The 24,859-nt window shown below is 72.8% G+C and carries 25 protein-coding genes; 13 read left to right on the top strand and 12 right to left on the bottom strand.

All coding sequences use genetic code 11. The features are described 5' to 3' along the window. Positions 1–149 precede the first annotated feature (149 nt). The 8 genes from ACX27O_RS23205 (at position 150) to ACX27O_RS23170 (ending at position 9,424) form a co-directional block, all read left to right on the top strand. On the top strand, positions 150–1,325 hold the full coding sequence (locus ACX27O_RS23205; protein WP_387219967.1) for a hypothetical protein: 1,176 nt from the start codon (positions 150–152) through the stop codon (positions 1,323–1,325). Beyond that, entirely contained in the window at positions 1,315–3,921 is a 2,607-nt protein-coding gene (locus ACX27O_RS23200) for a nitrate- and nitrite sensing domain-containing protein (protein WP_458940061.1), read from the top strand. Before ACX27O_RS23205 ends, ACX27O_RS23200 begins: the two co-directional genes overlap by 11 nt. Continuing rightward, complete coding sequence (locus ACX27O_RS23195) at positions 3,918–4,391, top strand: roadblock/LC7 domain-containing protein (protein ID WP_030327817.1); 474 nt, start codon at positions 3,918–3,920, stop codon at positions 4,389–4,391. Before ACX27O_RS23200 ends, ACX27O_RS23195 begins: the two co-directional genes overlap by 4 nt. Then, on the top strand, positions 4,388–4,870 hold the full coding sequence (locus tag ACX27O_RS23190) for a DUF742 domain-containing protein (protein WP_030327818.1): 483 nt from the start codon (positions 4,388–4,390) through the stop codon (positions 4,868–4,870). The genes ACX27O_RS23195 and ACX27O_RS23190 overlap by 4 nt, the downstream gene beginning before the upstream one ends. After that, positions 4,848–5,606, top strand: a complete 759-nt coding sequence (locus ACX27O_RS23185; protein WP_358133343.1) for a GTP-binding protein — start codon at positions 4,848–4,850, stop codon at positions 5,604–5,606. The genes ACX27O_RS23190 and ACX27O_RS23185 overlap by 23 nt, the downstream gene beginning before the upstream one ends. Positions 5,607–5,644: 38 nt before the next feature. Further along, entirely contained in the window at positions 5,645–6,148 is a 504-nt protein-coding gene (locus ACX27O_RS23180) for a hypothetical protein (RefSeq protein WP_030327820.1), read from the top strand. 36 nt (positions 6,149–6,184) lie between these two features. Next, positions 6,185–8,398 carry an AAA family ATPase gene (locus ACX27O_RS23175; RefSeq protein ID WP_358133346.1) on the top strand — a complete coding sequence of 738 codons (2,214 nt, stop codon included), beginning with the start codon at positions 6,185–6,187 and terminating at the stop codon, positions 8,396–8,398. 93 nt (positions 8,399–8,491) lie between these two features. Then, the gene (locus ACX27O_RS23170; protein WP_156057235.1) at positions 8,492–9,424 is read left to right on the top strand and encodes an NHL repeat-containing protein; all 933 of its coding nucleotides are present in this window, start codon (positions 8,492–8,494) and stop codon (positions 9,422–9,424) included. A gap of 50 nt (positions 9,425–9,474) precedes the next feature. On the opposite strand, the gene ACX27O_RS23165 is transcribed toward ACX27O_RS23170, so the two are convergent. The 9 genes from ACX27O_RS23165 to ACX27O_RS23125 all read right to left on the bottom strand — a co-directional run bounded on the left by ACX27O_RS23165 (position 9,475) and on the right by ACX27O_RS23125 (position 16,324). After that, complete coding sequence (locus ACX27O_RS23165) at positions 9,475–9,984, bottom strand: GNAT family N-acetyltransferase (protein ID WP_030327823.1); 510 nt, start codon at positions 9,982–9,984, stop codon at positions 9,475–9,477. Between the two features lie 149 nt (positions 9,985–10,133). Continuing rightward, on the bottom strand, positions 10,134–11,021 hold the full coding sequence (locus ACX27O_RS23160) for a hypothetical protein (RefSeq protein WP_210858068.1): 888 nt from the start codon (positions 11,019–11,021) through the stop codon (positions 10,134–10,136). Further along, positions 10,990–11,589: a DUF3618 domain-containing protein gene (locus ACX27O_RS23155; RefSeq protein ID WP_210864827.1), complete on the bottom strand. Its 600-nt coding sequence runs from the start codon at positions 11,587–11,589 to the stop codon at positions 10,990–10,992. Before ACX27O_RS23155 ends, ACX27O_RS23160 begins: the two co-directional genes overlap by 32 nt. A 21-nt stretch (positions 11,590–11,610) precedes the next feature. After that, on the bottom strand, positions 11,611–12,006 hold the full coding sequence (locus tag ACX27O_RS23150; protein ID WP_210864828.1) for a phage holin family protein: 396 nt from the start codon (positions 12,004–12,006) through the stop codon (positions 11,611–11,613). Next, positions 12,003–12,641, bottom strand: coding sequence for a hypothetical protein (locus ACX27O_RS23145; RefSeq protein ID WP_458940059.1), 639 nt, complete (start codon positions 12,639–12,641; stop codon positions 12,003–12,005). Before ACX27O_RS23145 ends, ACX27O_RS23150 begins: the two co-directional genes overlap by 4 nt. 219 nt (positions 12,642–12,860) lie before the next feature. Next, the gene (locus ACX27O_RS23140) at positions 12,861–13,289 is read right to left on the bottom strand and encodes a DUF3263 domain-containing protein (RefSeq protein ID WP_030327828.1); all 429 of its coding nucleotides are present in this window, start codon (positions 13,287–13,289) and stop codon (positions 12,861–12,863) included. A 104-nt stretch (positions 13,290–13,393) separates the two neighbouring features. Then, on the bottom strand, positions 13,394–14,410 hold the full coding sequence (locus ACX27O_RS23135; protein ID WP_210864830.1) for an ABC transporter permease subunit: 1,017 nt from the start codon (positions 14,408–14,410) through the stop codon (positions 13,394–13,396). After that, positions 14,407–15,417 carry an ABC transporter ATP-binding protein gene (locus tag ACX27O_RS23130; protein ID WP_036410615.1) on the bottom strand — a complete coding sequence of 337 codons (1,011 nt, stop codon included), beginning with the start codon at positions 15,415–15,417 and terminating at the stop codon, positions 14,407–14,409. Before ACX27O_RS23130 ends, ACX27O_RS23135 begins: the two co-directional genes overlap by 4 nt. 121 nt (positions 15,418–15,538) lie before the next feature. Beyond that, positions 15,539–16,324 carry a DeoR/GlpR family DNA-binding transcription regulator gene (locus ACX27O_RS23125; RefSeq protein ID WP_030327831.1) on the bottom strand — a complete coding sequence of 262 codons (786 nt, stop codon included), beginning with the start codon at positions 16,322–16,324 and terminating at the stop codon, positions 15,539–15,541. 200 nt (positions 16,325–16,524) lie between these two features. Between ACX27O_RS23125 and ACX27O_RS23120 the strand changes: the two genes are divergently transcribed. Genes ACX27O_RS23120 through nagA form a run of 3 tightly spaced genes read left to right on the top strand, consistent with a single transcriptional unit; the run spans position 16,525 to position 19,513 of the window. Continuing rightward, positions 16,525–17,457: an SIS domain-containing protein gene (locus ACX27O_RS23120; RefSeq protein ID WP_030327832.1), complete on the top strand. Its 933-nt coding sequence runs from the start codon at positions 16,525–16,527 to the stop codon at positions 17,455–17,457. After that, a complete protein-coding gene (locus ACX27O_RS23115; RefSeq protein WP_210864831.1) occupies positions 17,454–18,407 on the top strand; it encodes an ROK family protein in 954 nt (317 codons plus the stop codon). Before ACX27O_RS23120 ends, ACX27O_RS23115 begins: the two co-directional genes overlap by 4 nt. Then, entirely contained in the window at positions 18,404–19,513 is a 1,110-nt protein-coding gene (nagA, locus tag ACX27O_RS23110; protein WP_210858063.1) for an N-acetylglucosamine-6-phosphate deacetylase, read from the top strand. Before ACX27O_RS23115 ends, nagA begins: the two co-directional genes overlap by 4 nt. A gap of 210 nt (positions 19,514–19,723) precedes the next feature. On the opposite strand, the gene ACX27O_RS23105 is transcribed toward nagA, so the two are convergent. Continuing rightward, on the bottom strand, positions 19,724–20,947 hold the full coding sequence (locus tag ACX27O_RS23105) for a DUF4032 domain-containing protein (protein WP_051708113.1): 1,224 nt from the start codon (positions 20,945–20,947) through the stop codon (positions 19,724–19,726). Positions 20,948–21,067: 120 nt separating this feature from the next. Here ACX27O_RS23105 and ACX27O_RS23100 point away from each other — a divergent pair, with 120 nt between their 5' ends. After that, entirely contained in the window at positions 21,068–21,805 is a 738-nt protein-coding gene (locus ACX27O_RS23100) for a phosphatase PAP2 family protein (RefSeq protein ID WP_210858069.1), read from the top strand. Between the two features lie 9 nt (positions 21,806–21,814). After that, on the top strand, positions 21,815–23,050 hold the full coding sequence (locus ACX27O_RS23095; RefSeq protein WP_210858062.1) for an APC family permease: 1,236 nt from the start codon (positions 21,815–21,817) through the stop codon (positions 23,048–23,050). Between the two features lie 18 nt (positions 23,051–23,068). Here ACX27O_RS23095 and ACX27O_RS23090 read toward each other — a convergent pair whose 3' ends face one another. Next, on the bottom strand, positions 23,069–23,854 hold the full coding sequence (locus tag ACX27O_RS23090; RefSeq protein ID WP_030327838.1) for an ABC transporter permease: 786 nt from the start codon (positions 23,852–23,854) through the stop codon (positions 23,069–23,071). Continuing rightward, positions 23,851–24,840: a daunorubicin resistance protein DrrA family ABC transporter ATP-binding protein gene (locus tag ACX27O_RS23085; RefSeq protein WP_030327839.1), complete on the bottom strand. Its 990-nt coding sequence runs from the start codon at positions 24,838–24,840 to the stop codon at positions 23,851–23,853. Before ACX27O_RS23085 ends, ACX27O_RS23090 begins: the two co-directional genes overlap by 4 nt. Between the last annotated feature and the right edge of the window lie 19 nt (positions 24,841–24,859).

Here is a 24,859-nt window from a genome sequence, read left to right as displayed (position 1 = left end):
TGGTGACATGACTCGAACTGACGCGAACCTGACTCGTTCAGTCGGGTCTGACCAGTCGGGGGTTCGATTAGTTTTCCGGTCCGGTGGACGGGACTTGTCGGGCTAGCCCGACGCCGCCCCGATTCGCGCCCACGCCGGAGGAGACACACATGACAGTCCCCGCGCCGCGGGCCCGTCGACGGCCGTCCATGCTGGGCCGACTGTTGCCCCTGCTGCTCATCGGAGCACTGTTGGCACCGTTGGGCCTGCTCGCCACCTCGAACTGGGGGCGGATCACCGACGATCGGGACTTCGCCGCCCGGGAACGGCTCGGCGTGCAGTACCTCACCGCGCTGGCGGCGGTCACCGACGCCCTCGTGGAGGCCCAGTCCAACGCGGTCAACGGCCGCCCCGCGGCACGCGAGGCGTTGGACAACGCGGTCGAGGAGGCCGCCGCGGTGGACGCCCGGATCGGCGGGGAACTGCTCAGCCAGGAACGCTGGGCCGGCGTACGGGCCAAGCTGGAGGCGTTGCGCGGCCGCAGCGCCACCGACCCGGAGGCCGCCTACACCGCCTACGGCGAGGTCGCCGACCTGCTGCTGGCCCTGCACCGGAAGGTCCGGGACAGCTCCGGGCTGGTCCGCGACCCCGAGGCGGACTCGTTCTTCCTCCAGGACAGCGCCGGCGAGGAGCTGCCCGAGGCGGTGGTCGCCGCCGGTCGGCTCGCCGACCTCGGCGTGCTGGTCTCCCGCCGGCCGGCCGCCCAGCAGCCGCGCGGCCTGATGGAGTTCAGCGGCGTCCGGGTGTCCGCCCTGACACCCGCCACCGACGTCGTCGACAACCTGCGCTCGGCCGTGGACGGCTCGGAGAGCACCGACCTCGGCGCCAACGTGCTCACCCCGTTGGACACCTACCAGCGGTCGGTGGAGGCGCTTGCCGGGTACTCCCTGCCGGACAAGGACAGCGGCGTGGTCAGCCCGGGTCAGTTGAGTGCCGCCGCGCTCAACTCGCACCGCTCGGCCCGCCAACTTCAGCCGGTCATCCTCACCGAGCTGGACGCCCTGCTGGTCGAGCGCATCGACCGGCTCAACCGGGACCGCTGGCTGACCGCCGGGGCGGCGGTCGTCGCCGCGCTGTTGCTGGGCTGGCTCGCCGCGTTGCAGGTCGCCGCCGGCCGCCGGGCCCGGCGTCGGGCCGCCCTGGCCGCGACCCACGCCGAAGGCGCCGACACCCCGCCGCACCGCGACCCCTGGCAACCGCTTGCCGACGAGTCGCGGGCGCTGCAACCGGTCGGCGCGGCCCGTGATCCGGAGAGCACACAGTGGGGGGCGTTCGATGCTCAGTAGGCTCCGGATCCGCGGCAAGCTCGCACTGCTCGTGGTGATTCCGCTGCTCAGCATGGTCGGCCTGGCCGTGCCGGTGATGCTCGACCGGGTCGCCGCGGCGCAGCGGGCCGGCGACACCGCCGAACGGGTCCGGCTCGCCAGCCGGGTCGGCAGCCTGGTCCAGGATCTCCAGCAGGAACGCATCCTCTCCGTCGGCCTCCTGCTCGGCCGGGTCGAACGCAGCGAGCTGATCCGTAAGTCCGCCGACGTGGACGACCGGGTGGCCGACCTCCGGGCGGCGCGGAGCGACGCGCTGACCGACGAGGTCGACAGCGCCCTCGACCGGGTGTCCAGCCTCATCGACCTGCGGACCGCCGTCCTGGCCAGGGCCGCCAACCCCGGTCAGGTGATGGACACGTTTGGCCCGGTCAACAAGGGCATCATCGAGTCACTGCGGCTGGTGTTCGGGGTGGACACCGACACGTTGCCGGGCCGGCAGGTGCTCGCCCTCGACGGGCTGCTGCGCGCCGACGAGGGGCTGGGTGCCTGCGCCACCCTGAGCCTGCTGGTCAAGGCGATCGGCACCCCGGACACCACCGCCGGGTACGTGGCGTGCATCGCCGCGCTCCAGGTCGACAACTCGCGTTTCCGCAGCCTGATCACGCCCGAGCAGCTCACGGTGTCCCAGCTCAACGACGCCGCGGTGGCCGCGCGTACCAGCCCCGACTTCCTGGTCAGAAGTGCCCGGGATCCGGCCGCCGCGGTTCGCGACGTGCCGATGGAGGCGCTCTTCCCGGCCGTCCGCACGATGATCCGGCTCGGTCAGTTCGTCGAGAAGAAGCTGGTCGCTGACGTGCTCGCCGAGGTGACCGCCGATCAGCGGCGGGCGCTGACCGCCGCCTACCTGGTCGGTGCCCTGGCGGCGTTGATCCTCACGCTGGTGGTGCTGCTCAGCGTGGCGGTGGCGCGGACGGTGGCCCGACCGCTGACCCGACTCACCCGCTCGGCCGACCGGGTCGCCCGGGTCGCCGAGGAGGAGCTGGTCCGGGTCACCGACGACGAGACGGAGAAACATCAGTCGGTCCGGCTGGAGCCGGTGGACATCCGCGCCAACGACGAGATCGGCGACCTGGCGCGGGCCTTCGACCGGGTGCAGAACACCGCGGCGCAGCTGGTCGAGCGGCAGGTCGCCGGCCGACGCAACGTGGCGCAGATGTTCGGCCACGTGGGGAGGCGTACCCAGAACCTGGTGGGTCGGCAGATCGCGCTGATCGACCGGTTGGAGCAGCAGGAGGCCGACCCCGGCCGCCTGGAGCACCTGTACCGACTCGACCACATCTCCAGCCGGTTGCGGCGCAACGCCGGCAGCCTCGTGGTGCTCTCCGGCTCGGCCGGGGCCGACGCGCACACCGCGCCGGTGCCGCTGGCCGACGTGGTCCGGTTGGCGCTCGGCGAGATCGAGGACTACACCCGGGTGGATGTGCAGGTGCCGGCGGGCGTCTCGGCCGCGCCGGCAGTGGTCGGTGACCTCGTCCTGGCGCTGGCCGAGCTGATGGAGAACGCCACCGTCTTCTCCCCGCCGCACACCCGGGTGCTGGTCAGCGCCGAGACGTCCGGCCTCGGTGCGCGGCTCACAGTGGTGGACCACGGCATCGGCATGAGCGAGCAACGGCTGGCTGAGGAGAACGCCCGGTTCACCCGCCGGGAGCGGCTCGACCTGGCCCCGACCGAGGTGCTCGGCCTCTTCGTGGTGGGCCGGTTGGCCCGTCGGCACGGCTGGCAGGTCGCCCTGGCCGCCACGGGCGGCGGTGGGGTGACAGCACAGCTGGAGATCCCGTCGGCGTCGCTGGTGCTGCGTCGCGCCGACCGCGCCGGGGCCGCCGTGGCCCGCGCCGCGGTGCCGAATCGGGATCGGCGTACCACTGTGACCCGCGATCCCGAGAAGCCCCGCACGGCGGCCGTCGCCGTACCGGCCCGTTTCGACTCGGACCTGCTCAGTCGGGCCACCCGCAGCCTGGACGCCGGCCCGTCCTGGAACGCGTTCGGTCGGGGCCAGCCGGAGGAGACCGTTGCCGAACCCCAGAGCCCGGAGCAGGCGGACAAGCCGGCCACGCCACGGGTACGGCAGCGGGTGCCGGGGGCCACTCTGCACACCACCGCCGGGACGACCCGGCCGGTGGACGCCACCGGGGCGGACCCGGCCGCCGCCCGCGCGCTGGTCGAGGCCTTCCAAGCCGGTGTACGCCGTGCCGAACTGCACGGGGCACCCGCCCCCGACGGTGCGTCGGCGCGGACGACCAGCGACCCGTCGGCCCGGGCCGGGGCGGCCGTGGTGGACCCGGACACGACAGCGGACCTGCCCAGCACACCGGGAGGCGCCGGCCCCACGGTGCCCGGCGGTGACGGTTCGACAGATGCCGCCGCGGGGCGGCCCCGGTTGAGCCGACGGGTACCGGGGGCGAACCTCACGGCCGTCCCGGCCTGCCAACCGCCCAGTACCCACCTCGGCGACCCGGCCGAGGTCCGCGACCTCATCAGCGAGTTCGAGGCGGGCGTCGCCCGCGCTCTCCGCGAAGTCAGCCCCGACCACCGGAACGAAGAAGGATCATCACGGTGACCAGCCCCTTCCTGCACGAAAACGTCGACCAGACCCAACCCAGCGCCAGTGGGGACCTCAGCCCGGAGGCCCGGACGTTCAACTGGCTGCTGGACTCCTTCACCTCCAGCACCGCCGGGGTCCTGGAGGCGATCGCGGTCTCCTCGGACGGTCTGCTGATGGCCATGTCGGCGATCAAGGACCGGTCCAACGCGGAACGGCTGGCCGCCGTCGTGTCCGGGATGACCAGCCTCGCCGGTGGGGCCGCCAGTTGGTACGCGCTCGGCGGCTTGAACCGGGTGATCGTCGACATGGCCGACGGCTATCTGTTGATCAGCGCGATCAGCAGCGGTTCCGTGCTCGGGGTGGTCGCCGACCGGTCGGCGAACCTGGGCACCGTCGCGTACGAGATGACGCTCTTCGCCGGGCGGGCCGGTGGCGCCCTGACCCCGCGACTGATCGTCGAGTTGAAGAACGCCGTTCAGCAGTGACCCCCGACGTCGCCGGCGAGGATCCGGATCCGGAACCCAGGGTTCGGATCCGCCCGTACCTGCGCACGCCACCATCGCTCGGCGACGGCGCGGCGGCGACACCGGGGCGGCCGGAGCCGGCCGGGGACCAGCCGGCCGGTCCCCGGCCGTTCGTGCTCACCGCCGGGCGGGTGGCGGGTGCCGACCCGGCGATCGGGCTGGAGACCCAGGTGACCATTCGCATGGACAGCCCCGGGTGGGGCGGCCCGACCGGGGCCCTGCTGGCACCGGAACTTCAGACGATCATCGCGTTGTGCGTCGAGCCGATCTCGGTGGCCGAGATCTCGGCCCGCGCCCGACTGCACTTCGGCGTCGTCCGGGTCCTGGTCGGCGACCTGCGCGCCGCCGGGCACCTGGACGTGCACGTCACCGACACCGACGACGCTGTCGATCCCGATCTCATCCTGCGAGTGATTGATGGACTCCGTGCGATCTCCTGAATGGCCGGCCGCCCCGCTCGGCGGGGTCGCCGCGAACAGCGCCGCCGCCCGTTACGGCATGTCCTCGGGCACCGGGCCGATAGTCGGCCGGGCCGGGCCACCGCCGACCGCACCGCCGCCGTACCGGCCCTCCTCGGAGCAGGGGTCGGTGCCGCCTCCGGTCGGTAGGCCGGCCGCACCGCCGATCCCGGTCAAGATCCTGATCGCCGGCGGGTTCGGGGTGGGTAAGACCACCACCGTGGGGGCCATCTCGGAGATCGCGCCGCTGACCACCGAGGCCGAGATGACGAGCGCCGGGATCGGCGTGGACGACCCGGGTGTCCGGTCCACCAAGACCACCACCACGGTGGCGATGGACTTCGGCTGCGTGACGATCGACCGCAGCCTGAAGCTCTACCTGTTCGGCACGCCGGGGCAGACCCGGTTCGGTTTCATGTGGGACGACCTGGCCCGGGGAGCGCTCGGCGCGCTGGTGGTGGTGGACAGCGCACGGCTGGACGACTGTTACCCCGCCATCGACTTCTTCGAGCGGGCCGGGCTGCCGTTCGTCGTCGGGGTCAACGCCTTCGACGGGCGGCTGGCCCTGGAGCTGGGTGAGATCCGTTGGGCGTTGGCCATCGGCGATCATGTACCTCTGGTGCAGTTCGATGCCCGCGACCGACTCTCGGTGCGGGACGCCCTCCTGGTCGTCCTGGACCGCGCGCTGGACCGTGCTACCCGGGAGAGGAAGGCCTGAGCTGGTCAGCTCCGGCCGTGGCGGGAAGAGGTGATCTGGTGAGGGGCGACCTGGACGAGACGCTGGCCCGGCTGGCCCGACGTGAGGAGGCGTCGCGCCGTCGGGCCGCCGACCGTGACGACACCACCGCACCGTCGAGCCCGCCCGGCAGCGGCACCCGCAACACCTCGGGCCGGCACGACCCGCGGCACGCGGGGGTGGAGGCCCCGAGCGACGTGGCCGGATGGGGACCGGTCGAGGAGGTGGCCGAGGCGGTCCGTCAGGTCGTCGGCGCCCACCCCGGGCTGGCGGTCACAGTGCAGGTGGAGCACGGCGGGCGGGCGTACCCGATGCGGGTCTCCTGGAACGGGCCGGCGGTCACGGTCGGACCGGTCCCCGCACCGACCCCGGTGGAACCCCCGCCGGCCTGGCCGCTCTCCGGGCGGACGGTGCCCGCCTGGGCGCCCGGCCCGGACGGGTTGAGCCCGGACCCGGCGGCCCGGTTGGCCGAGCTGATCCGGCGCGATCCGACGCTGCTGGACGAGCTGGATCCGCGGCGCTGACCGACGGGGTTGGCCGCGGGCGGCTACGGTCGGGCGGTGGCGCAACCCGACCTGACCCTGACGGCGAGCCTGCGACCGGCGGCGCTGGACGCCCGACGGGGCATCGTGCGGCTGCACCCGGAGGCGCTGACCGCGCTGGGGTTGCGCCCCGGCGACCCGGTCCGCCTCGCCGGCCGCCGGGAGACGGCCGGCATCGCGGCGGCTGCCGGGCCGGGCGCGAGCAGCGCTCTGCTGTACGCCGACGACCTGACGTTGGGCAACCTGGGTCTGCGCGACGGCGGTCAGGTGCGGGTGAGCCCGGTGCCGTTGGTCCCGGCGAGCCGGGTCGTCCTGGCCGGGCCCGCGGGGGTGGTCGCGGCGGTCAGCCCGGAGATGCTCCGGCTCGCGCTGCTGGGCAAGGTGCTCACCGTCGGGGACGACGTGTCGCTGCTGCCGCAGGACGTGCTGCCGGACGCCTCGGTCCGCAGCCTGGTCGAGGCGGCGCGGCACAGCCTCGCCAACACCGTGGGCTTCGCCTGGACCAGCACCCTGCTCACCGTGGTCGCTGTCGAGCCGGCGGCCGGCGCGCTGGTCACCATGGGCACGTCCGTCGGTTGGCAGCACGGCGCGAGCACCCACGGCGGGCCTGCTCCGGGCGGCGCGGCGCCGGCCCGGCCGGGTGCGAGCGCCGACGCCGTTGCGCCGGACGACGCACCGGACGTGGACGAGTTGCCCGGGCTGCGGGCCCAGGCCGAGGAGCTGACCGAGCTGCTGGACCTCGGCTTCCACCACCGGGAGGTGTTGGGCCGCCTCGGCACCACCGTCTCGCTGGGGGTGCTGCTGGTCGGTCCGGCGGGTTCCGGGAAGGCGGCGCTGGTCCGCGCCGTGGCCGCCCGGGTCGGTGCCCGCGTGCACCCGCTCTGGGCCCCGGAGGTGGCGGCGCTGGCCAGTCAGGCCGCCGCCGAGCGGTTGCGGGACGCGGCGACGGCGGCCCGAGCCGGCGGCCCGGCGGTGCTGCTGGTCACCGACGTCGAGGCGCTCGCACCCGTTGACGATCCCGGCCCGGTGGCGACGGTGTTCCGTCAGGTGCTCGCCGAGAGTGTCCGCGCGGGCGTCGCAGTGGTCTGCACCAGCAGCCGACCGGAGGCGGTCGACCCGGTACTGCGCGCGCCCGACCTGCTGTCGCTGCGGATCAGCGTCCCGCTTCCGGATCAGGCGCTGCGCCGCGAACAGCTCACCGTGCTGACCCGGCAGGTGCCGTTGGCCGACGACGTCCGGCTGGACGACGTGGCCGCGCGTACCCCCGGGTTCGTCGCGGCGGACCTGGCCGCACTGGTCCGGGAGGCCGGGGTACGCGCGGCGCTGCGGCAGAAGTCCGCCGAGACGCCGACGGTGTCGATGGCGGACTTCACCGCCGCCCGGGAGGTGGTGCGGCCGACCACGATGGCGTCCTCCACCCTGGATCTGGCGTCGGTGACCCTGGACGACGTGGGTGGGCTGGAGGAGGTCAAGCAGACCCTGACCGAATCGGTGCTCTGGCCGCTCACCTACCCGGACACCTTCGCCCGGCTCGGCGTGCAGCCGCCGCGCGGTGTGCTGCTCTACGGGCCGCCGGGCTGCGGCAAGACCTACCTGGTCACCGCGCTGGCCGGGTCGGGGCGGGCCAACGTGCTGTCGGTCAAGGGCGCCGAACTGCTCTCCAAGTGGGTCGGCGAGAGCGAACGCGCGGTCCGGGAGCTGTTCCGTCGAGCCCGGGAGGCAGCTCCCACCCTGATCTTCCTGGACGAGGTGGACGCGCTGGCCCCGGTACGCGGTCAGGCCACCGACGGCGGCACCACCGACCGGGTGGTCGCCGCCCTGCTCACCGAGTTGGACGGGATCGAGACGCTGCGCAACGTGGTGGTGGTCGGCGCGACGAACCGGCCGGACCTGGTCGACCCGGCGCTGCTGCGGCCGGGCCGGTTGGAACGGTTGGTCTACGTGCCACCGCCCGACGGGCCAGCCCGGGCGGAGATCCTGCGGGCCGCGTCCCGGCAGGTGCCGCTGGCACCGGACGTCGACCTGGCCGCCCTGGGCGACGAGCTGACCGGTTTCTCGGCAGCGGACTGCGCGGCGCTGGTCCGCGAGGCGGCGTTGGCCGCGATGCGCGAGTCGCTCGCCGCTGCCACCGTCACGGCCGAGCACGTGTCGGCGGCCCGGTCCCGGGTACGCCCGTCGCTGGACCCGGCCCAGGTGGCCTGGCTGGCCGCGTACGCCGCCAACCGGGAGTGATCAGACCAGCACAACCTTTTGTCGCGCCCCGAACGTTCCTAGTACGTCACATTCCTCAGTGGAGTCATCCACTGCGACGTCAGGTGGTGTTCGGTGCGCAAGCGGCTCTCTCTTCTCCTCGTCCCCCTCGTGGCGGCGGCGACGCTGGTCTCGGTCGGCGCACCGGCGACGGCTCATCCGGCGAAGCCGTTCCCGGCCCGGATCGCGCTGCCGGACGGGTTCACCCCGGAAGGGTTGACGATCGGCCGGGGCACCACCGTCTACGTGGGTTCCGTCCTGGATGGTGCCGTCTGGCGGGGTGACTTACGCACCGGACGCGGCTCGGTGCTGATCCCCGGCACCCCGGGCACCGCCAAGGCGGGCATCAAGCTCGACGCGAAGGGGCGGCTCTGGAGCGCCGACTTCTTCGGCGGTGGGGCCAGCGTGTACGACCCGGGCAGCGGCGCCCGGCTGGCCCACTACCAGTTCACCACCGACGCCAACACCCTGGTCAACGACATGGTGATCACCGAGCGGGCGATCTACTTCACCGACTCCGTCCGCCCGGTGCTGTACGTGGTGCCGCTGGGCCCCGGTGGTCGACTGCCGGCCCCGGACGCGTTCCGGGTGCTGCCACTCACCGGTCCGGGCGCGACGCCGGACGCGTTCAACAACGGGATCGTGGCACTGCCGAACGGGGACCTGCTGGTCGCGCAGATGCTGACCGGGCAGCTGGTCCGCGTCGACCCGCGTACCGGCGGCAGCGCCCTGTTCGACCTGGGCGGCTACTCGGTGGACCGGGCCGACGGGCTGGTGCTGCGCGGACGCACCCTGCACGTGATCCGCAACCTGTCCAACGTCGTCGCGGTGGTCCGGCTGAACGCCGGGTACACCTCCGGGGTGGTGCAGCGGGAGATTACCGGCCCGCAGCTGCGGTCCCCGGCCACCGGCGACCTGCTCGGCTCGGCGTTGTACGTGGTGAACGGCCGCTTCGACGTGGAGTCGACGCCGAGCACCGACTACGACATCGTCCGGCTGCCGGCCTGAGCCGGGGCGGCCGGCGGCGGCCCTGCGGTCACCGCCGGCCCATCGGCTGCTCAGAAGGTGGGCGGCGTCGAGTCGAGGCAGATCTGGGCGCGGATCTTGCCGTCGTCCTCGTGCAGTTTCGCGCCGCACTTCTCCAGGACGGCGACCGCACCGATGTTGTCCGGGGTGGTCTCGGCGACCACCACCCGCATGCCGGCCCGAGCGGCGGCGTTCAGCAACTCCCGCAGGGCTGCCGCACCGATCCCCTGCCCTCGTGCCGAGCGGCCGAGCCACATCCCGGTCTCCACAGTGCCGGGCTCGTCACAGCGCGTCATCCGCACCATGCCCATCACCTCGCCGCCGACGAGGATGGCGTACATCTGTGAACGGGTCGGGCCGTCCAGTCCGCCGAAGCTGGCTCGGTGGAACTCGCGGAACGCCTCGCGACGGGCGAGTGACCAGCCTGCCGGTGCCTCAACAGGGGGCATGACGTCGCCGGGCTCCGCCTCGGCCGCCGCTACGGAGAGCAACGGCTCCAGGTTTCGCTCGTCCACCGGCTCCAGCCGGACCGCACCCGCCACGTGCCGCAGTCTGCCGCCCTCATCGGCCGAAGTCCACCCCATTGGCCATCCACTGGCGGTCCGGACAGCGGTACCGGCCGGTCGGGCGGTATGGGTGTTCCGCATCACGCTCTGTTGTCACCCGACCGGGTGTCTAACGCGCGAACCGCCTACCCGAACTCGCAGAACACCACCGACGCGTCGTCGGTGGACTTGTGCCGGCGCAGTCGGTCGGGGTGGTCGCGCTCGGCGTCCCGCACCCTGTCGATCAACGCGCCCGGACCGTCGACGCTCAGCAGGTCCAGCAGACCGGCCCAGTCGGTCAGACCGAACTGCTCCACCGCGCTGGACGCACCGTCGCTGAGCAACGCCGCCCGCCGCAACGCCCCCGGACCGTACCGGGGTGCGGTCCCGGTCACCGCGTGGAAGGCCGCGTCCGGGTCGGCGGCGGCCACCCAGTAGCCGTGGGTGCGGTTCATCCGCTCCCGCTGGACGCTCACCGCGTGCCGGAACCGGGTGACCGGGTCCGCCGCGCCGCCCGGCACGATCGCCACGGTCTCCCGCAGCTCCGTCATCGCCGCGTCCAGCCGGTTGTCGGTGACCACGCTGACCTGCCCGCCCGCGTCGAGGACCAGCGGGCTGTCGCAGAGCACCAGGTAGTCGACCTGGTCGCCGCAGTCCCGCAGGAGGCACACCGTGCTGGACGGGGTGCCCGGATGGTCGAGGTCGCACTGACCGCCGTGGTCGGCGCGCACCGCGAGGATGGCAGCGGCCAGGTTGCTGGTCAGCCGGGCCGCCGGGCGTACCGCCTCGGCGACGCCGATCCGGGCGGCCAGGTGCCGGACGTACCACTCGGGCCCGTGCACGCAGCCGGTGTCGAAGCCGTCCGGCACCGTCGCGCCGTCCAGGACACCGACCAGCGGGCCGAACCGGAAGACCAGATCCTCGTTGACCGGCCGGCCCGGGGCCGGCGCGGACGCGGAGCGTACCCGCATCATCGACGCCGGCCCCGGCACGCCGACCGGGTCAGCGCTGTCGAAGGTCGTCGACGGCCGCATGCGTCTCTCCCTGCACCCGACCGGCGGCCGAACGGCCCTGGTCGCGGACCGCGGACACGCCTTGCTGGGCGCTGGACCGCACCGACTGCGCCGCCTGCTGCGCAGGCTCCCGGAGGTTGTCCTGCATCTGGTGGCCGACCTGGCTCGCCTGCTCACGCAGCTGATCGGAATGTTCACTCACCATGGTCCGCGCTCGTCCGGCGAGTTGCCGCTCACGCCCGCTCGGCGGGATCAACGAGGCGGCCAGCAGACCGACTCCGAAGGCGACCAGGCCGGCTGCCATCGGGTTGCCCTGAGCCTGCTCGCGGGAGTGCTGCCCGAGTGAACGGGTTTCGTCGCGTACCGAGCCGACCGCGTGCGACATCCGCTGGCTGGCCTCCTGCCCGAAGTGGTTCGAGCTGCCCATCATCTTCTCCTTCGCTCGGGTGAACGCCCCGCGGGCCTGCCCGACGCGGTCACCGGCGATCCGACGCGGGTTGACCTTGTCGGTCAACGCGTCGACGTCACTGCTCAACTCGTTGCGGGTGGTCTCGATCTCCCGCCGGATCCGATCCGGATCAGTGGACATGATCTGTTCCTCCCGACTCGTTCACCGGCCCCGCAGGGCGTCCGGCAACTCCCGGGCAGTCTGCTTTGTTCGAGGCAGAACCGCACGTGCCCGCTTCAGCTGGGTCCGGGCGTTGATGAAGAGGCCACCGGCAACGGCGGCCCAGAGCACCGCGACGATCAGCGCCGCCCACCCCTGGTCCATCGTGTTGGACAGCCCCCACCAGAGGGCGTACGACACGAAGAGCACCGCCAGGAACCCGGCCAGTCCGGCGCCGCCGAACATCCCGCCGGCCTTGCCTGCCTGGGCGGCCTCCTCGCGCAGCTCGGCCTTGGCCAGCTCGATCTCCTTGCGCACCAGGGTGGACATGTCCCGGCTCACGTCGCCGATCAGCTCGCCGACCGACGCCTGGGTCCGTTCCTTCTCCGGGGCGCTCACGGTGCCACCCCGCCGGGCAGGTCCCGCGCCGGTTGACCGGCCGGCGAGACGTTCTGCGCCCGGGCCGTGCCCACGTACGGCTGCTGACCGGCGTCCATCGGTGCGCCCTGCGCTGGTGACGGAGCACCGGACGCGCCGCCGCCCTGACCGTTGGCCGAGGTCGGCGCGGTCAGGCCACGGGTGAGCCGCCCGACGAGCAGCCCGGCCACCGCCGCGCCCGCGAGGAACGTCGCCGGATGGCGCCGCGCGTACGTGCGGACCTCGTCGAGCACCTCGCCGGGCTGGCGCTCGTCGAGCCAGCCGGCGGCCTGCTGGGCGGCGTCGGCGGCCCTGCGCACCACCTGACCGGCCAGCCCGGAATCGCCGTCCCGTTCGGCCATCGAACTGAGGTTCTGGCCCAGGTCGCGCAGTCCCGCAGCGGCCCGCCGCTGCTGTGTCTGCGCCTGATCCCGAAGCTGCCCAGTGGCCTCCCCGGTCAACTGCTGGGCCTGTCGCCGCGCCTCTGCGGCCACCTGCCCGCCCTGCGCAGCGGCGGTGTGGGCGACCTGACCCCCGGCCTGCGCGGCCTGCTGGCCGACCCGCGAGGCCTCCTGTCGCGCCTGCTGTCCGGTACCGCTCTGGTTCGTTGCCGTCATACCCCGCTCCCTTCCTGGGCCCGAGGTCGCGTGCGACCCCGGAACGCCTCCCGCCTACCCGCCAGGTCAGGCGGCATGCGGCTGGGCCGACCGCCGGACGGCGGGCCGCCAACAGCAGGGCCCACGACCGCCGCCGGCGATCTTGCACTTTGAGTCGCGACAAAGGCGTGCAGAAGGCGCGAAACGGCCGCAGAAGGTGCAAGATCGCGGGGCGTTCGGTCAGCGGCGACGGTTGCGGGCGCGCGACGAGCGCAGCCGGCGGAGTCGGCTGATCAGCACGGGGTCGGCGGCGAGGGCGGCGGGATTGTCCAGCAGACCGTTGAGCAGTTGGTAGTAGCGGGTCGACGAGAGCCCGAAGGTGTCCCGGACGGCCTGCTCCTTGGCGCCGGCGTGCCGCCACCACTGCTGCTCGAAGGCGAGGATGGCCCGCTCCCGCCCGGTCAACGCCGCCGCCGGGTCGACGGGCTGGACGTCCACCGGTTCGGCCGGCAACGCCGGATCGTCAGCGGTCTCGACCGGCTCGACCGGCAGCGCCGGTTCGTCGGCGGTCTCGATCGCAGGAGCGGGCCGGGGAGTCGGAACGGTCTGGCCGACGCCACCCGGACGAGCGTCGGTGGACGGCTCCGGGGTGGTGGCGTCGGCGGACATTCGCTCAGCCTAGCCAGCCTGGGCCCGGGTCGCAGCAGCCGGCGCGGCGGTGCCGCACGCCCGACGGCCCCCGGCGCGCGCCGGGGGCCGTCGGGGGCCGAACGTCAGGAGATGTCGCGGCGGCGCATCGCCCAGAGCGCCGCCCCGAGGATCACCACCACTCCGACCGAGAGCAGCACGGAGGACTGCTGCCAGGTGATGTCCATCGTGGCCGGCTTGCACTCCCCGTAGTAGGTCGCGTTGCAGGCGTTCCAGTCCTCCAACGTGATCTTCTTGGTCATCCAGGCCAGCGCGTAGGTGGGCAGCAGCCAGGCCTCGGCGAAGCGCACTCCCGCCATGTCCAGCAGGATGCCCAGGCCGAACTGGCCGACCACCATCACCGCCACCACGCCACCGAGGGCCATCGCGGTGTGCCGACCCAGCGAGGCGAGGGCGAACCCGATGGTGGTGAACACCACCACCAGCGCGACGCCGCGTACGCCGGTCAGCACGAACGACTGCCAGACCCCCGAGGTCATCTTCTCGGTGCTGCCCCGGAACGTGGCGACCGCCCAGAACCCGGCGAACCACAGCACCGCGGCCGGAAGCGTCACCGCCAGGATGCCGGTGAGCAGCGCGGCCAGCTTGGTGAGCAGTACGGTGAGCCGCTTCGGCCGCCAGAGCAGCAGGTTCATCATGCCGCCGGTGCTCCACTCGGCGCCGACGAAGGACGCGCCGATGACGAACCCGACCAGGGCGAGGATCGCCGCGAACGGGATCAGCGTCTCGTCGAACGTCTCCTTGAAGTTGAACGTCGAGGGCAGGAACCACTTCGCCTCGATCTGGTCCCGAGGCGGCGGCGCGATCATCGAGCAGTCGTCCGGGTAGCGGCCGTCGCTCGGAGTGCCGGCCGCCTTGGCCTGCTCGCAGGCCGCGCGCTCCTGCTCGCTCCAGCGCACCTGCTCCTGGTACTGCTGGTCGGCCTGACGCTCGGCCCGGGCGAGCTGACCGGCGTCGATCTTCTGGTTGGTGAAGAACACCCCGACCACCACCGCGGCCAGCACCACCAGGCCGAGCAGCGTCATGTAACGGGTGAAGCGCCGCTTGCTGAGCCGGCGCAGTTCGGTACGAAAGAGGCTCACGCGCCCCACCCTCCCCCGGCGGGACCGGGCTGAGCCGTCCCGCCGACCTTCATGGACTCGTCGACCTGCCGGTGCTGGCCGGGGACCGGCGCGGTGGCGGTCAGTTCGAGGAAGACGCTCTCCAGGTCGACGGCGATCGGCGCCAACTCGCTGACGTAGAGGTTCTTCTCGGCGAGCAGCCGGGTCACCGACGCCGGCTTGTCGACGCCGGCCAGCATGAGGTGGTCGGGGTGACCGGTGACCCGGATCCCCGCCTGGGTGAGCACGTCGGTGGCGACCGGCAGGTCGCTGACCGCTTCCAGCCGGATCCGCACCGCACCGGACGAGTGCTGCGCGAGCACCTCGTCGACAGGGCCGAACGCGACCCGCCGGCCCAGCGAGATGATGGTGACCGAGTCACAGATCAGCTGGATCTCACCGAGGATGTGGCTGGACAGCACCACTGTCATTCCGGACTCGGCGAGGTTACGCATCAGCGTGCGCATCTCCCGGATGCCGCCCGGGTCGAGGCCGTTGGCGGGCTCGTCGAGGATGAGCAGCTTCGGGTTCTTCAGTAGGGCCGAGGCCACCGCGAGCCGCTGCTTCATGCCCAGCGAGTACGTCTTGACCCGCTCGCCGGACCGGTCGCGCAGCCCGACGAGTTCCAGCACCTCGTCGACCCGGGTGGCCGGCACCTCGCCCGCCCCGGCGAGCAGGGAGAGCGTGTCGCGTGCGGTGAAGTGCGGGAAGAACTGCGGGCTCTCCACGATCGCGCCGACCTGGCCGGCGACGGCGGGCAGCGCGTCGGGGACCTCGTGCCCGAGCAGCACCATCCGGCCGCCGTCGGGTCGGATCAGGCCGAGCAGGGTACGCAGCGTGGTGGTCTTGCCGGACCCGTTGGGACCCAGGAAGCCGTGCACCTGCCCCGCGTCGACCCGCATGTCGAAGCCGTCGAGCGCGTTGCGGGTGCCGCGTCGACGACTCTTGTACGTCTTACGTAGACCTTCGATCTCCAGGACAGCTGGCAAGCTGCACCTCCCCCGATGGGTGGGCGTGACAGCCGACACCATACGCGGTATGCAGGGCCACGCAATACGCGGTATGCATTGACGCGCCGATCAGGTTATTTCATTGACGGAGCGTGACCGGTCAGGCGCAGATGACCTGCACTCCGGCGGCGCGGAACGCGTCCACGATCTCCGGCGCGGCACCGGAGTCGGTCACCAGCGTCTCCACCCGCTCGACCGGGCAGATCCGGGCGAAGGCGTGACCCCCCAGCTTGGACGAGTCCGCGATGATCACCACGCGCTTGGCGCGGGCCACCATCAGGTTGTTCATCGCCGCCTCCCCCTCGTGGTGGGCGGCGGCGCCGAGCTGCGGGTCGATCGCGTCCACACCGAGCAGGGCGACGTCCAGGGTGACCTCGCGCAGCAACGCCCCACCCAGTGGGCCGACCAGCTCGAACGACTTCGGACGCACCACGCCGCCGGCCACCACCACCTTCATCCGGGATCGGACCAGCAGCTCGTTGGCGATGTTCAGCGCGTTGGTCACCACGGTGAGCTGGGCGCCCTCGGCACTGGTGTTGAGATCCGGCCGGACGGCGAGCGCCCGCGCCACCTCGGTGCTGGTGGTGCCACCGTTCAGGCCGACCACGGTGCCCGGCGTGACGAGCGCCGCGGCGGCCGCCCCGATCCGCTGCTTCTCGGCCGAGTGCTTGGCCGTCTTGTACCGCAGCGGCAGGTCGTACGACACGCCGTTGGCGACCGCGCCGCCCCGGGTCCGCGTGATCATCTGCTGTTGCGCGAGCTGGTCGAAGTCACGCCGGATGGTGGCCTGGGAGACGTCAAGCCGCTCGGCCGCCGCCTCGACGCTGACCCGGCCGTTGTCGGTCAGCATTTCGAGCAGGGCGTTCCATCTGGCGTACCGGTCCACCGCGGGGGCCCTCCCAGCAACTGCACGGACGGTGATTGATTGCGTGCACACTAGTGCGCGAAACTAGGCTGGCGCAAAAGACTGACCTGCGCGATCGACTGGTCGGTTGCCATGGTCACCTGCGTTCGCGCAGAATAACGCGCGAAATGCGGGTGTAACGAGCCGTATTGCGCACCGATCGGCCCTGCGAGGAGTTTCCCATGGCGTACGTGGACGCGGAGATCGCGAGCCAACCCGACTGCTGGCGGGAGGCGGCCAGGCTGGCCGAGGTCGTACGCGGTGACCTGCCGCGCCCCGGTGAGCGGGTCGCCGTCGTCGGTTGCGGCACGTCGTGGTTCATGGCGATGGCGTACGCGGCCCGCCGCGAGCAGGCCGGCCAGGGTGAGACCGACGCGTTCCAGGCGTCCGAGTTCCCCGCCGGCCGCCGCTACGACCGGTTGATCGCGATCACCCGTTCCGGCACCACCACCGAGGTGCTGGACCTGCTCGCCGCGCTGCGCGGGCACACACCCACCACCGTCATCGTCGGTGACCCGGCCTCCCCGGCGGTCGACCTGGCCACCGCCACCGTGACCATGCCCTTCGCCGACGAGCGGTCGGTGGTGCAGACCCGCTTCGCCACCACCGCGTTGGCCCTGCTGCGGGCCCAGCTCGGCGACCCGGTGACCGCGCTCGCCGCCGACGCCGAGGTGGCGGTGCGATCCCCGTTGCCGATCGACCCGGCCACCATCGAGCAGGCCACCTTCCTCGGTCGGGGTTGGACGATCGGGCTGGCGCAGGAGGCGGCGCTGAAGTGCCGCGAGGCGGCCACCTTCTGGGCCGAGGCGTACCCGGCGATGGACTACCGGCACGGGCCCATCTCGGTCGCCGCGCCGGGCCGGCTGGTGTGGGCGTTCGGTGAGCTACCCGACGGGCTGCCCGAGGATGTGGCCGCCACCGGCGCGGCCTTCGTGCACAGCCGCACACACGGGTGGCGCACGGTGCTGGGCAGCTGGTCCGCCGGCCGTACCCCGGTCGACCCGATGGCCGACCTGATCCTGGCCCAACGCTTCGCGGTCGCGCTGGCGACCAGCCGGGGCCTCGACCCGGACGCGCCCCGTCATTTGACCCGGTCAGTGGTTCTCGCGCCATGACCGATGACCGCGTGGTCGTTGCGCTGGACGTCGGCGGCACCGGCATGAAGTGCGCAGTGGTCCGACCGGACGGCGTCGTGGTACGCGCCGAGCGGCATCCCACCGACGCCGCGCGCGGCCCGGCCGCCGTGGTCGGCACCATCCTCGACGTGGCCGAAGGGCTGGCCGACAAGGCCCGCGCCGACGGGCTCACCCCGATCGCCGTGGGCATCGCCGTGCCCGGAGTGGTGGACGAGGCGCGCGGCGTCGCGGTCTGGTCGGCGAACGTGGGCTTCCGGGACGTACCGGTGCGGGACCTGGCGGTGGCGCGGCTCGGCCTGCCGACGGCGCTCGGCCACGACGTGCGGGTCGGTGGTCTCGCCGAGGCCCGGCTCGGCGCCGGGCGCGGCAGCGGGCACGTGTTGTTCGTGGCGATCGGCACCGGCATCGCCGCCGCGCACGTCGTCGACGGCACGGCCGCCGTCGGTGCCCACGGCGCCGCCGGGGAGATCGGCCACATCCTGGTCCGGCCCGACGGTCCGCGCTGCGGCTGCGGTCGTCCGGGCTGCCTGGAGGCGATCGCGTCGGCCGCCGCGATCGGCCGCCGCTACGCCGAACTCGCCGGGCCGAGCGCCGACGCCGCGGTGACGGCGGCGGAGGTGGCCGAACGGGCCGCAACCGGCGAACCGCTCGCCGGCCAGGTCTGGCAGGAGGCGATCGACGCGCTCGCCGACGGTCTCGCCAGCGGGCAGGCGCTGTTCGACGTGGCGACGATCGTGCTGGGCGGCGGCCTGGCCCAGGCCGGGGACGGGCTGCTGACCCCGCTGCGGGCGGCCATGCGAGAACGAATGACCTTCCACCGGGAGCCGCACCTGGTCGCGGCAGCCCTCGGCGACGAGGCCGGTTGCCTCGGTGCCGCCCTGCTCGCCCTGGACGCCGTGGGTGTCCGTGACCATCAGGAGAAGCGATGACCGTACGGGTGAACGGCCGAGTGGTGACCCCGACCGGAGTCGTCCGACAGGGCTGCGTCGAGTGGGACGGGGATCGGATCACGGCGGTGGCCGAGTATCCATCGGTGCGCGACGGGCACTGGATCCTGCCCGGTTTCGTCGACATGCACACGCACGGCGGGGGCGGCCACACCTTCACCACCGGGGACGCCGACGAGGCCCGCGCGGCGGCCGGCTTCCACCTGAGCCACGGCACCACCACCCTGCTGGCCAGCCTGGTCAGCGCGCCCTTCACGTTGATGCGGTCGGCCACCGAGGCGTTCGCCCCGTTGGTCGAGGAGGGCGTGTTGGCGGGCGTCCACTTCGAAGGGCCGTACCTGTCGGCCGCCCGCTGCGGCGCGCAGAACCCCGAGTACCTGCGCGACCCGTCGACCGACGAGCTGTCCGAGCTGATCGAGCTGGGCCGGGGCGCGGTCCGGATGGTCACCCTCGCCCCGGAGCGCGACGGCGCGCTGGAGGCGATCAAGCTGCTCACCGCGCAGCGGGTGGTGGCCGCCGTGGGCCACACCGACGCCACGTACGAGCAGACCCGCGCCGCGGTCGCCGCCGGCGCCAGTGTCGGCACCCACCTGTTCAACGGGATGCGGCCGGTGCATCACCGCGAGCCGGGACCGGTGGTGGCGTTGCTCGACGCGCCCACGGTGATCTGCGAGCTGGTCGCCGACGGGGTGCACCTGCACGACGGCATGCTGACCTTCGTCACCGCGACCGCCGGGCCGGATCGCGCCGCGCTGATCACCGACGCGATGGCCGCCGCCGGAATGTCCGACGGTGAGTACGAGTTGGGCGGCCAGGCTGTCACCGTCGCCGACGGGGTGGCCCGACTCGCCCGCGACGGCGCGATCGCCGGCAGCACGCTGACCATGGACGCCGCGCTGCGGCACGCGGTGAACGCCGGAATCCCGATCGCCGACGCCGCCCGGATGGTGGCCACCACCCCGGCGCGGGCCATCGGCCTGGGCGACCGGGTGGGCGCCCTTCAGGTGGGCCTGCGCGCCGACCTGGTGGTGCTGGACGACGACCTCAACGTGGTGCGGGTGCTGCGCGGCGGCTCCTGGGTGGAGTGACGCGCCCGGTGTCGGCCCATGGCCGCAGGCTGCCCGCCCGCGGCTAGCCCCACAGTGCACCTGGAGGGCCTTTGGAGCTGAATCGTTTGCGGCATCAGCTCCAAAGGCAGCCGCTTGGATAAGTCCGGCCGCCGAGCAGACCAGCAACCGTATGAACGAGCCGGCCGCGCAGGCCAGTAATGACCAGGCCAGGAACAACCGGGCCGGGCCTCAGCTCAGGCTGGCGACTTCCACGCCGAGGACGGCCTGCTCGTCGGGGCGGTGCACCAGCACGTCGGACAGGTACGACTGGACCGCGTGGCGCATCCCGACGTCCCGGCCGGCCTGCTCGGAGAGCAGCCACTTGTGCTCGATGATCTGGGCGAACAGCTCCTGCGGCTCCAGCTTGCGGCGCAGGTGCGTGGGGACGGCCCGAACCACCGGCTCGAAGACCTCGGTGAGCCAGCGGTGCGCGGCCTGCTGCTCGTCGATCAGGTCGCTCTCGGCCCGGTAGGCGTCCAGGTCGTTGAGCAGCTTGCGGGCCTGGTTCTCCTCGGCGTCGAGCCCGGTCAGCCGCAGCAGCCGCCGGGTGTGGTAGCCGGCGTCGACGACCTTCGGCCGGACCAGGAAACGCCCACCGTCGATGGACGACATGGCCACCTCGGCGACGTCGAAGCCCAGCTCGTTGAGGCGGCGGATCCGACCCTCGATGTCGTGCCGGGCCTCCCGCTCGATCGCCTGCTCGTAGGTGATCTCGTGCCAGAGCCGCTCGTAACGCTGCACGACCTCCTCGCAGACCACCTCCGGGTCGATGGACTCGTGCAGCAGGCCGGCGGCCTGCAGGTCCAGCGCCTCACCGAAGATGTTCACCCGGGCGATCTCCAGGTCCTCACCGCGCTGCCCGTTGGAGAGCGAGTTGTGCAGGGCGCCCGTCTCCGCGTCCACCAGGTAGGCGGCGAACGCGCCAGCGTCCCGCCGGAACAGCGTGTTCGACAGCGAGCAGTCGCCCCAGAAGAAGCCGGTGAGGTGCATCCGCACGATCAGGGCGGCGAGCGCGTCGAGCAGCCGGCTCATCGTCTCCGGCCGCAGGGTGTGCGAGAACAACGCCCGGTACGGCAGGGAGAACTGCAGGTGCCGGGTGATCAGCACCGATTCGAGAGGTTCCCCGTCCTCGGTCTGCCGGTCGGCGACGACCGCCACCGCCTCGACCGAGGGAAAGTCGATCCGCTCCAGGGCCCGCAGCAGGTCGTACTCCCGCTCGGCGATCCGCTCGCGGGTCTCCTTGAACGCGTACACGTAATCGCCCAACCGGACGAACCGGACGATGTGCCGGGAGATGCCCTGCGGCAGCGCGACCAGGTGTTGGGCAGGCCACTCCTCCAGCGGCGTCGACCAGGGCAGGTCGAGCAGCGCCGGGTCCACGAGGGCAGACGTGATCCGCACGGGCACAAGCATGACGCCTCGCCCCCGGTATCCGCTCCTGATCGTGGTTGGGCCCACAGCGCCGCACATCCCGGCCTCGCACCGGGCCGGTAGCGTGGTCGCGTGTTCAAACCCACGGCGGTACGACGTGACCTGCGGCTACGGCCCGTCCGCCCGGCCGGCTGGTGGTTCGACGCCCTCCTGCTCGTCGGTCTGGCCGGGTTGACAGTCGCCCTCGCCACCGGCCAGCTCTTCGGGTTGGACCGGGCGGTCGCCGACTGGGCCGACGGGCATCGACCGACCGCCGCGTACTGGGTCGCCCGGGTGCTGAACTTCCTCGGCCAGGGCACCCCGCTGACCCTGATCGGCGCCGGGCTGGGCGTGCTGCTGGCCGTTCGGCTGCGGTCAGTGCGGCCCATCCTGCTGCCGGTGGTCGGATTCGTGGTCACCACCTTCACGATCGGTCCGCTCAAGGTCTGGACCGCGCGGACGGCACCGAGCGCCAGCATCAAGGAGCCGTTCCTGCCACCCGAGCAGACCCTGCCGCTGTTCCACGACGACCTGCCGGTCCGATTCGCCCAGTCCTACCCGTCGGGGCACGTCGCCAACGCCATCGTCTGGTACGGCGTCATCGCGCTGCTGCTCGCCCCGCTGGCCCGCAGCTTCGGCCGGCACCTACCGGCCCGACTCGTCACCGTGATCCGCATCGTGCCGCCGCTGGTCGTTCTCACCACCACCACCTACCTGGGCTGGCACTGGTTGACCGATTCGGTGGCCGGGCTGCTGCTGGGGCTGTTCCTGGACCGGCTGCTGCACCGGGTGCCCTGGGACGGCATCCCGCTTCCCGGCCGGCTACGCGAATGGGACCGGCCGTTCACCTCGTACTCCTAGGTTTGGCCTGTGGATCAACTGGCGCGGCGACTGGGCGTACCCGATGCGGTTGTCATCGGGTTGGGCTCGATGCTCGGCGCGGGCGTCTTCGTGGTCTTCGGCCCGGCCGCGGCGGCGGCCGGCGGCGCCGGCCTGCTGCCGGCGCTGGTGCTGGCCGGCTTCGTCGCCTTCTGCAACGCGACGAGTTCGGCGCGGCTGGCCGCCCGGTACCCCGAGTCCGGCGGCACCTACGTCTACGGGCGGGAACGCCTCGGGCCGTTCGCCGGGTTCCTGGCTGGCTGGGGCTTCGTGGTCGGTAAGACGGCCAGCTGCGCGGCGATGGCGTTGACCATCGGGGCGTACCTGTGGCCGGGTCAGGCCCGGCTGGTGGCCGCCGCCGCGGTGCTCGCGGTGACCGCGGTGAACCTGCGCGGCATCGGCAAGACCGCCGCCGTGACCCGGGCGTTGGTCGCGCTGGTGCTCGCGGTGCTGGCCCTCGTCACCGTCGTCGGCCTGCTGGGCGGGCCGGTGCACCTGGACCGGCTCGGTGAGAGCGGCGGTTCGGCGCGGGGTGTGCTCACCGCCGCCGGGTTGCTGTTCTTCGCCTTCGCCGGGTACGCCCGGATCGCCACGCTCGGCGAGGAGGTCCGCGACCCGCAGCGGACCATCCCGCGTGCGGTGCCGCTGGCGCTCGGGGTGGTGCTCGCGATCTACCTGGTGCTGGCCGTGGTCGCGCTGGGTGTGCTCGGCGCCGACCGGTTGGCCGCTTCCGCCGCGCCCCTGGTCGACGTGGTGACCGCCGCCGGGCTGCCCGGCCTGGCGTGGGTGGTCCGCGCCGGTGCGACCATCGCCGTCGTCGGGGTGCTGCTGTCCCTGGTCGCCGGGGTCGGCCGGACCACCCTCGCGATGGCCCGCCGGCACGACCTGCCCGGTGCGCTGGCCGCCGTGCACCAGGTGCACCAGGTGCCGCGCCGGGCCGAACTGGCGGTCGCCGCCGTGGTGATCGTGGTGGTGCTGCTCGGCGACGTACGCGGTGCGATCGGCTTCTCCAGCTGCACGGTGCTGGTCTACTACGCGATCACCAACGCGGCGGCCCTCACCCTCGGCCGGGACCCGGACCGGCGGCTGCCGGTCCAGGTCCTCGCCGCTCTGGGTCTGGTGGGCTGCCTGCTGCTCGCCGTCAACCTGCCGCTCAGCAGCGTCCTCGCCGGATTCGGCGTGCTCGCCGTCGGCGCGGCCGTCTACGCGCTGCGGGCCCGCCGCTGACCCCCGTCACGTCCTCGATCAGCGACTCAACCGCCGGTAGCGGCGCACCGCCAGCGGGGCGAAGATCGCGATCAGCAGCACCGGCCACAGCACCGCCAGCAGCATGGCGTGCTCCGCCGGCCAGGAGTCGCCGCCCAGGCCCGGGTTGCCGAACAGTTCGCGGATCGCCGCGACGGTGGCCGACAGCGGGTTCCACTCCGAGATCGCACCGATGACCGACGGCATCAGCTCGGGCGACACGAAGACGTTCGATATCGCGGTGAGCGGAAACGCGGCCGGGAAGACGATCACGCCGACCGTGTCCGGGTTGCGGACCAGCAACGCCAGGTAGATCCCGACCCAGGTGATCGCGACCCGGAGCAGCAGGAGCAGCCCGACGGCGAGCAACGCCTTGCCCACCCCGAGTCGCCACTGCCATCCGACGAGCAGGCCACAGACCAGCAGGGTGGACATCTCCAACAGCGCGCGCAGCAGGTCAGCCGCGCTGCGACCGGTCATCAGGGCGGACCGGGCCATCGGCATCGACCGGAACCGGTCCACGACGCCCCGGCTGAGGTCCAGCGCCACGCCCGTCGCGGTGGCGCCGAGTCCGTACAGCATCGTCATCACGAAGACGCCGGGCAGCAGGAACTCGCGGTAGTTGCCACCGCCGGCCACCTGCATGCCGCTGCCGAACACGTACCCGAAGACCAGCACGAACATGATCGGCAGGGAGAAGTAGAGGATCAGTTCCTCCGGCGCGCGGACCACGTGGAGCATGTTCCGCCGGGTCATCGTCCAACCGTCGGTGATCGCCGTGGTCATGCCACTCCCGCCTTTCGTCCGGCGCCGACGGGCTCGCCGGTCTCGTCGGGCCGGTGCCCGGTCAGGTACAGGAACGCCTCGTCCAGCGTGGCGCGCCGCAGACCGATGTCCTCGACAGCGATCCCGGCGTCGTCCAACGCCCGCACCACGTCGACCAGCCCGGCGACCCGGTCGGCCACCGGGACGCTGAGCCGCCGGATCTCCGGATCGACAGCGGGCTCGACACCGCAGATCGGCGCGACGACACCGGCGGCCCGGGTCAGGGCGGCGGGGTCGCGGACCACCACCTCGATCCGGTCGCCGCCGGTCATCGACTTCAGCTCGTCCGGCGTCCCCTCGGCGACCACCCGCCCGGCGTCGATGACCGAGATCCGGTTGGCGAGCTGGTCGGCCTCCTCCAGGTACTGCGTGGTGAGCAGCACCGTGGTCCCGTCCGTGACCAGGCCCCGGACCAGGTCCCACACCTGGTTGCGGCTGCGCGGGTCCAGGCCGGTCGTCGGCTCGTCGAGGAAGAGCACCCGAGGGGTACGGATCAGGCTGGCGGCGAGGTCCAGCCGGCGGCGCATCCCGCCCGAGTACTCGCCCGCGGACCGGTTCGCCGCCTCGCTCAGCCCGAACCGTTCCAGCAGTTCGTCGGCGCGTCGGCGGGCAGCCCCTCGGCCGAGCCGGAACAGCCGGCCGAACAGTTCCAGGTTCTGCCGACCACTGAGGGTCTCGTCCACCGCGGCGTACTGCCCGGTCAGCCCGATCCGGGCGCGCACCTCGTCGGGCTGGCGCAGCACGTCGTACCCGGCCACGCTGGCGGTGCCGCTGTCGAAGCGCAGCAGCGTGGTGAGGATCCGTACCGCCGTCGTCTTGCCCGCGCCGTTGGGGCCGAGCAGCCCGTACACGGTGCCGGCCGGCACGGCCAGGTGGAAGGTGTCCAGCGCGCGGGTGGGGCCGTAGCGCTTACCCAGCCCTTCGGCCACCACGTCGAATGTCGTCATGCCCCCACCGTGCGGTGGC

This window comes from Micromonospora sp. SD19 (genome assembly GCF_054462275.1).
The sequence above is the reverse complement of the archived record's forward strand: the minus strand, read 5'-3'. Positions and strand labels throughout refer to the sequence as shown.